The sequence below is a fragment of the Alteromonas sp. W364 genome, from assembly GCF_031846205.1.
GTDB lineage: Bacteria > Pseudomonadota > Gammaproteobacteria > Enterobacterales > Alteromonadaceae > Glaciecola > Glaciecola blandensis.
Genome location: NZ_JAVRID010000007.1, coordinates 260,592 through 267,264 on the forward strand (window position 1 = coordinate 260,592; position 6,673 = coordinate 267,264).

Genomic DNA, 6,673 nt, shown 5'->3' on the forward strand with positions numbered 1-6,673 from the left:
TGCGTTTTGCAAAAAAGAAACACTCAACAGCGTCGTCGCGCGATCATTGAACGCCTTAATGAGCGCGGCGAAGTAGCAGTTGATGAATTAGCAAAATACTTTTCTACGTCAGAAGTTACGATTCGTAAGGACTTAGCTGAACTAGAGAACAACGGTTTGTTACTGCGAAAGTTTGGTGGCGCAGTTTTACTGCCTGCTGAGTCTTCAGAGCTTTCAAATGAAAAGCTTTCGAGTCGAAAGAAAGCAATTGCTACTTTAGCGGCAAGCTTGATCAAAGATCATAATCGCATCATCGTTGATGGTGGTAGCACAACCTCAGCGCTTCTCCCTCATATCCTGAAAAAACTAGGCTTGGTCGTTATGACTAACTCTTTACATGTAGCTAATGCCTTGCTCGAAGCAGAGAATGAACCTCAAGTACTGATGACAGGCGGTACATGGGATGCGCAGTCGCATTCTTTTCAAGGGCAGATGGCGGAAAACATGCTTAAAGCCTACAATTTTGATCAAGCTTTTGTTGGTGCAGCGGGAATAGACGTCGAGCGCGGCACAACGACATTCAATGAACTGGTTTCACTTAGCAGAACAATGGCCGATGTAAGTAAGTCGCTCATTATACTGGCCGAGTCAGAGAAACTTGAGCGCAAGATACCGAATATAGAGTTGCCTTGGAAAAGTATTTCAGTGTTAGTGACTGATAGTTTAATTCCTCCTGAGGCGAAAAAACGAATAGAGGCGCATGGCGTTACCGTTATGTGCGCAAAGGTTTCAGCAGAGTAATACTGAAACCAAATAGAATTTAAGACAGATTAGGACAAAATTATGTGTGGAATTGTTGGCGCGATTGCCGAAAGAAACGTGGTAGAAATTTTATTGGAAGGCCTGAGACGCCTCGAATACCGTGGATACGACTCGGCAGGTGTTGCATTGCTCGATGGTGATGGGAATCTGCGCAGAGAGCGTCAGGTTGGTAAAGTAAAAGCGCTCAGTGACGCAATAGCAAGCAACCCAATAAAAGGCTCTACCGGTATTGCTCACACGCGCTGGGCAACACATGGTGGTGTAAACCAAAAGAATGCGCATCCACATTTCTCCTCTGAGCGCATTGCCGTTGTACATAACGGTATTATCGAAAACTATGAAGCCTTGCGCAGTGATCTTCAGGCGAAAGGTTATACTTTCGGTTCTGACACAGATACCGAGACGATTGCTCATACCGTGCACGAAGAAGTGAAAAAAGGAAAAGATCTACTCCAAGCCGTTCAAGACTCGGTGAAGCTTTTCCATGGTGCTTACGGCACAGTGATCATGGATAAAGAAGACGCAGAGCGTGTGGTCGTTGCTCGTTCAGGAAGCCCGCTTGTGATTGGTTTGGGCATTGGTGAAAACTTTATCGCGTCTGATCAAATGGCGCTATTGCCAGTGACGCGTCGTTTCATCTTCCTAGAAGAAGGTGATGTTGCTGAGATAACACGAACGTCGGTTTCTATTTACGATGAAAACGGTGACAGTGTTGAACGTGAAGTCTTTGATTCAGAATTAGAGCATGACGCTGGCGACAAGGGTGGATATCGCCACTACATGCTAAAAGAAATTCATGAGCAACCAACGGTTGTGCGCAATACCTTGCAAGACCGCTTAGGTGAAACCGATATCGTAAGTGGTATTTTTGGTGCTGGCTCAGAGGATATTCTAAAAGATATTCAACATGTTCAGATTATCGCTTGTGGTACGAGTTATCACTCTGGCATGACGGCGCGTTATTGGCTTGAGCAGTATGCGAATGTTTCATGTAACGTCGAAATTGCATCTGAGTTTAGATACCGCAAATCAGTGGTGCACCCGAACAGTTTGCTAGTGACTATTTCACAGTCGGGTGAAACGGCCGATACGCTGGCTGCACTTCGCCTTGCTAAAGAACAAGGCTATATGTCTAGCTTGACCATTTGTAATGTCCCTGGCTCGTCATTGGTCAGAGAATCTGACATGTCTTTCATGACGCTAGCGGGTGCTGAAATTGGTGTGGCGTCAACTAAGGCATTTACAACTCAGTTGACGGGTTTCCTAATGCTGACATTGGCTTTAGGCCGATACAACAACATGTGCCCAGAAGATAAAAAAGCCATTATCGATGGTTTGCATAGTCTGCCAAGTAAGCTTGAAGAGACTTTGACCCTGACTGCTGGAATTGAAACCTTAGCTGAAGAATTTGCTGATAAAAATCACAGCTTGTTTTTAGGTCGCGGCGACCAGTATCCGATCGCAATGGAAGGTGCTCTTAAGCTAAAAGAAATTTCATACATTCACGCGGAAGCTTATGCTTCAGGCGAGCTGAAACATGGCCCATTAGCGTTAATTGATGATGAAATGCCTGTTATTGTCGTAGCGCCAAACAATGAGTTATTAGAGAAATTAAAATCAAACGTAGAAGAAGTGCGCGCTCGTGGCGGCATCATGTATGTATTTGCAGATAAAGATGCACATTTCGCAAGTGACGAGACTATGCGCGTCATCAACGTACCGCATTGTGAATCGCCTATCGCACCGATTATTTATACTATCCCACTACAGTTATTATCTTACTATGTGGCGGTAATTAAAGGGACAGATGTCGACCAGCCTAGAAACTTGGCGAAGTCGGTTACGGTAGAGTAGTTGCCATACTGCGAGTCGGCTGTGCACGTTAAATAATACTCGAAACCAAAACGGTCACATTTAGTGACCGTTTTTGATTGAAACTCTTAGAGTATTATCTTTTGCTTAGCCTCACCCATTCAAGCTAATCCAAGCCTACAAGAGGCAAACCGATTAATTAAACTTTTCTTGGATCTATTACAACAATTAGATAATTTGTTGTTTCGACTTTATTGATGAAAAGAAAAGAGAATGCATTGGAGGGTTCAGTATCAAATAAGTCGTTAAGTATTTATAAATTAATACCGTACTTATCCAGCAGCGACTTAGTTCTGTCGGGATACTTTATCACGAGCTCCCTTAATACTTGTCGGTGACTTTCTTCAATTTTTTTGCCACGTTCAAGTAGTTTTTCTATGTAAAAATAACTATCAGTTCCTTCATTTGTTCGTTTTAATGCAACATCAAGAGCATCAAAACCAACAATTGGTAGTTCAAGGTCGGCTCCAGCATCTAGTAGAAATTCAAACCCTTTCCTTGAATGATTAACTGCTGCTAGTTTTAAGAGCGGTTGCCCCTCCAGAGCGTATGAATCTACAGAGGTGCCATGGTTGATAAGTACTTCAAGTAACTCTATATTTTCGTTGTAAAGTACATGACTGAATATAGAAAAACTGGGTACACCACCATCGCCTAGTATATTTTTGATTTGTTCTGGACTCGCATTCAATTCAATCGCAAGATTAAGCGTGATAGACGATATAAGCTCTTTATCTAAACTATTTAACTCAGATAAAAGCTCTATTACACCATCGTAACCCTCGCGCTCAGAAGCGTTGAAGATTTTTTCTATAATAGCTTTATCTTCTTCATTGAGTGACTCCCAAGGGTCTAATTCAAAGCTCCTTTCTTCGCCATGCACATTCCTTCGCAATAGCATACTTTCTATAATTTCCTTAGCTATTCTGTCATCAATCATGCTGATAATTTGAAATTTTTCTTTATCGTTCGCTACTGAATCGTCCTTCACTCTTTTAATTTTCTCCAGCACATCTTCATTAACGTTCATAATAAAATGGCTTTCGCTGTATGCATCAGGGTGAATTTCACTAAATATGATATTTGTTCGCTTAATATATTCCTCGTAGCATTCTTTTGGCAATTCAGCCGCGTCATTGCTTTGAAGCGATAAAAAACGCTTTGCAAACCGAAGACTTTTCTCTTCCATGAGTTGGATTTTATGTTGAGGTAACAAAGTGAAGTTCTCGAAACGTTTATAGTATTCGTCAGCGTTATTCTGTGGTAGAAACTTGTTAAGTCTAGTTTCGTTGTATCGCCTGCCTTTAAAGGTAAGCGCACCTGACTCTAGCAAACTAAGCAATGCTTGCGTTTGAGGACTATTGTTATCGTACTCTAAGAATAATGGGAAGAGCACTTCATCGCTCAAATTTGTTTTTACAGGCACACCTTGATTTTGCCAAAATTTTGCTAGTAGATAATTCTCGTTAGATATTGATAGCTCAACTAAGTTAGTTGCCTTGGTTATAGAGTAATCGAAAACGTGATTAATATTACCTTTGTATTTGGCATAAAGTAATTTGGCTATTCTCGTGACTTGCTCAGCGTATTCGTCTGAAATAATTGGGTCCGAATTGGTAATTGAAAAAAGATCAAAAAAATGAATTTTATAGCCCGAACGATAAAACATGTCGATGATGCTATTAACACTTTGCTCACTAAATCCATGGTTGAAAATATATTCACGAATGAAATACACCAATAAGGATTCGTTTTGATGCCCGTTTAGCAATAGTGAATTAGGGTTGGCCTTTACTATGTTGAAAATCCAAGATTCAGCATGTTCTATATGTATACGTTCGATTGATTCTATCAATTGGCCGAGATTATAAATGTTAGAGCCATTTTTCCTTGCTTCCCTGATATCAAACGTTAAAGGCATTTTCCTTGCCGAGCCTGCTTTATAAAAGCTGACATGGGCAGGACTCAGTGTAGAAGGTATCAATCGTAATTTTGCTTCTTTAAGCAAGTCACCGGTAAACAATGGGTCACTCTCAACAAGGAGTTTAAAAAGAGATTTAAAGTCATTAAATTGATGAAGGTCGAGTGGGTAATTTTCGTTTATATCTTCCACTAAAGATTCGCATGATTGTAATAGTTGTCTCTGATTTGTATTTGATTGAGGATTTAGTGGTGCGTTTGAATCCTGATGAGGTAAGTGTTGTTTTGAAGGGGAATCATTAGGAACTAACTTTAGCTCGGATGAAGTAAAAAAGAATATCGATACGACTAGTAAAGCTATAACGAGCAATAGGCTGGCGACTAGGTAGTAGGGCGAGAATAACTTTTTATTCATTAATTAAAAGCGTATAAAATACATGTAACTTAAACTTACCAGATATTTCTAATGTATCAATAGCATAAGACTTGCTTGGTTAAAGACCGTCTCAAAGCATCCAATAGCAGACGGTCGGAAATTAATTATGAACGAGCATTTTCGTGCGATAATCGGGTCCCCGCTAAGCCTGCACTGAAGTACAGCTTTGTGCAGTTTTCGGACAGTCAGGGATGCTTAAAATTGCGCATATTTCTTAGTTTTTTGAGCTACGGACGCAATCCTTTTAAACACCCTGCACACACTTATTTTGATCAGGATAACCTACTGATATGAATACGAATATAGATTTGTTTGTATCAAACGTAATGAGTGTTATTCTGAAGGCACGATAATAGGGTGTTAAAGGGTAAGGAGTGCTATGCCGGTATGCGCGATTTGCGGTGAACGTGAAGGAACTACAAGAGATCATGTTCCTCCAAAAGCCATTTTCCCTAAACCTCGACCAGCTAATTTGGTTACGGTCCCTGCATGCCCTGACTGCAATAATGGCGCATCAGATAATGATGACCTCTTCAAAGTTTTTCTTAGCATGCAGGCGGCCGGCAATAATGAAATAGCGAGAAGGCTATTTCAAGAAAAGACTGTTCGAACATTACAAAGAAACCAGTCTTTACTTTCAGCGATTCGCCGAGAATCAACCGAGGTTGAAGTAGTAAATAATCAAGGACTTCTGGAGACACGCAGGGGTGTGCTATGGAACTCAGCAGCTCACGATGCTGTTATCGAAAGAACAATAAGAGGTTTATATTTTCATCATTCGGGGTCGTCAGTAACGCATGATGCACAGTTATCAGTGCAGTGGCTAAGTGGTGTTCCCGAGGAAATACTTCCTCAAATTCATTTATTTAGAGAGGTTGTGCTTGGTGATAATCAAGTCACCTACAAATATATTATCTTTGAAGATGACCCGAGGCATTCCTTATGGTTGTTTGATTTTTACGGGGCACATTGGGCTAGTGGGCACACATCGCCTATACACTCTTAAAAAGGCATTGCTGTCAGACTAGTTTTCCGGGGTCGCCCAAACTTCTTGCCGCAGAATGCGGCGTTATAAGCCCAAAAAAAAGGATTGAGCATGCAACTAATACTTTCAATTATTTTAAGTTTTTTACTTGTAGGTTGTGCAACACCAGTCAGTCATACGAACATCCCATTGTCCACATATGATAAAGATACAGAGTACGGAATAGAAGATCGTGAGGATGGGTTCGGAATTACAGTTTACTATTCAAGATATCAGTTTATACCTGAAAGTGATGCTGTCGCTACCGCTTGTAGAAGCCAATTAACAGCAATTGCTTGGGAGCACTCAGATAAAGTCGGTAAGCCCATTGAAACCGTGAATGACCAGCGCATTCGAATATCCATGGGACGAAACGGAATTTCCGGAATCACGTCTTGTCAAGCTACAGCAATCGTGAAATGGAAATAGTCCTTTAAAAAGCTAAGCATAGACGCGTTAATTTACCACCCAGTGCTTAGTCTAGGGTACTCAATGACCGCAATGTCCACAAAGCTCGCATACGAATTTGAACGGCGTGTGTCTGCAATTGCCGTTAACTTGCCTGTCAGAAAAATCTATGGTCAAAGCAAAATTTGGTTTTAATCCACCCAAAAGGCAAC

General features: G+C 41.1%; 5 protein-coding genes. 4 read left to right on the forward strand and 1 reads right to left on the reverse strand.

Features of this window, described 5'->3' with window-relative positions:
- Positions 1-6: 6 nt before the first annotated feature.
- The gene (locus RM556_RS13185; RefSeq protein WP_311374800.1) at positions 7-780 is read left to right on the forward strand and encodes a DeoR/GlpR family DNA-binding transcription regulator; all 774 of its coding nucleotides are present in this window, start codon (positions 7-9) and stop codon (positions 778-780) included.
- Positions 781-822: 42 nt separating this feature from the next.
- A complete protein-coding gene (gene glmS, locus RM556_RS13190; protein WP_311374801.1) occupies positions 823-2,655 on the forward strand; it encodes a glutamine--fructose-6-phosphate transaminase (isomerizing) in 1,833 nt (610 codons plus the stop codon).
- A gap of 271 nt (positions 2,656-2,926) precedes the next feature.
- On the opposite strand, the gene RM556_RS13195 is transcribed toward glmS, so the two are convergent.
- Positions 2,927-4,786 carry a hypothetical protein gene (locus RM556_RS13195; RefSeq protein ID WP_311374802.1) on the reverse strand — a complete coding sequence of 620 codons (1,860 nt, stop codon included), beginning with the start codon at positions 4,784-4,786 and terminating at the stop codon, positions 2,927-2,929.
- Positions 4,787-5,408: 622 nt separating this feature from the next.
- Between RM556_RS13195 and RM556_RS13200 the strand changes: the two genes are divergently transcribed.
- Both RM556_RS13200 and RM556_RS13205 read left to right on the forward strand, forming a co-directional pair.
- Entirely contained in the window at positions 5,409-6,035 is a 627-nt protein-coding gene (locus tag RM556_RS13200) for a hypothetical protein (RefSeq protein WP_311374803.1), read from the forward strand.
- Between the two features lie 90 nt (positions 6,036-6,125).
- Positions 6,126-6,482, forward strand: a complete 357-nt coding sequence (locus RM556_RS13205; protein ID WP_311374804.1) for a hypothetical protein — start codon at positions 6,126-6,128, stop codon at positions 6,480-6,482.
- The last annotated feature ends 191 nt before the right edge of the window (positions 6,483-6,673 follow it).

What these genes read in the sequence shown, in the direction of transcription:
- glmS (WP_311374801.1), top strand. Translation starts at nt 823, where the DNA reads ATGTGTGGAATTGTTGGCGCGATTGCCGAAAGAAACGTGGTAGAAATT.
- RM556_RS13200 (WP_311374803.1), top strand. Translation starts at nt 5,409, where the DNA reads ATGCCGGTATGCGCGATTTGCGGTGAACGTGAAGGAACTACAAGAGAT.
- RM556_RS13205 (WP_311374804.1), top strand. Translation starts at nt 6,126, where the DNA reads ATGCAACTAATACTTTCAATTATTTTAAGTTTTTTACTTGTAGGTTGT.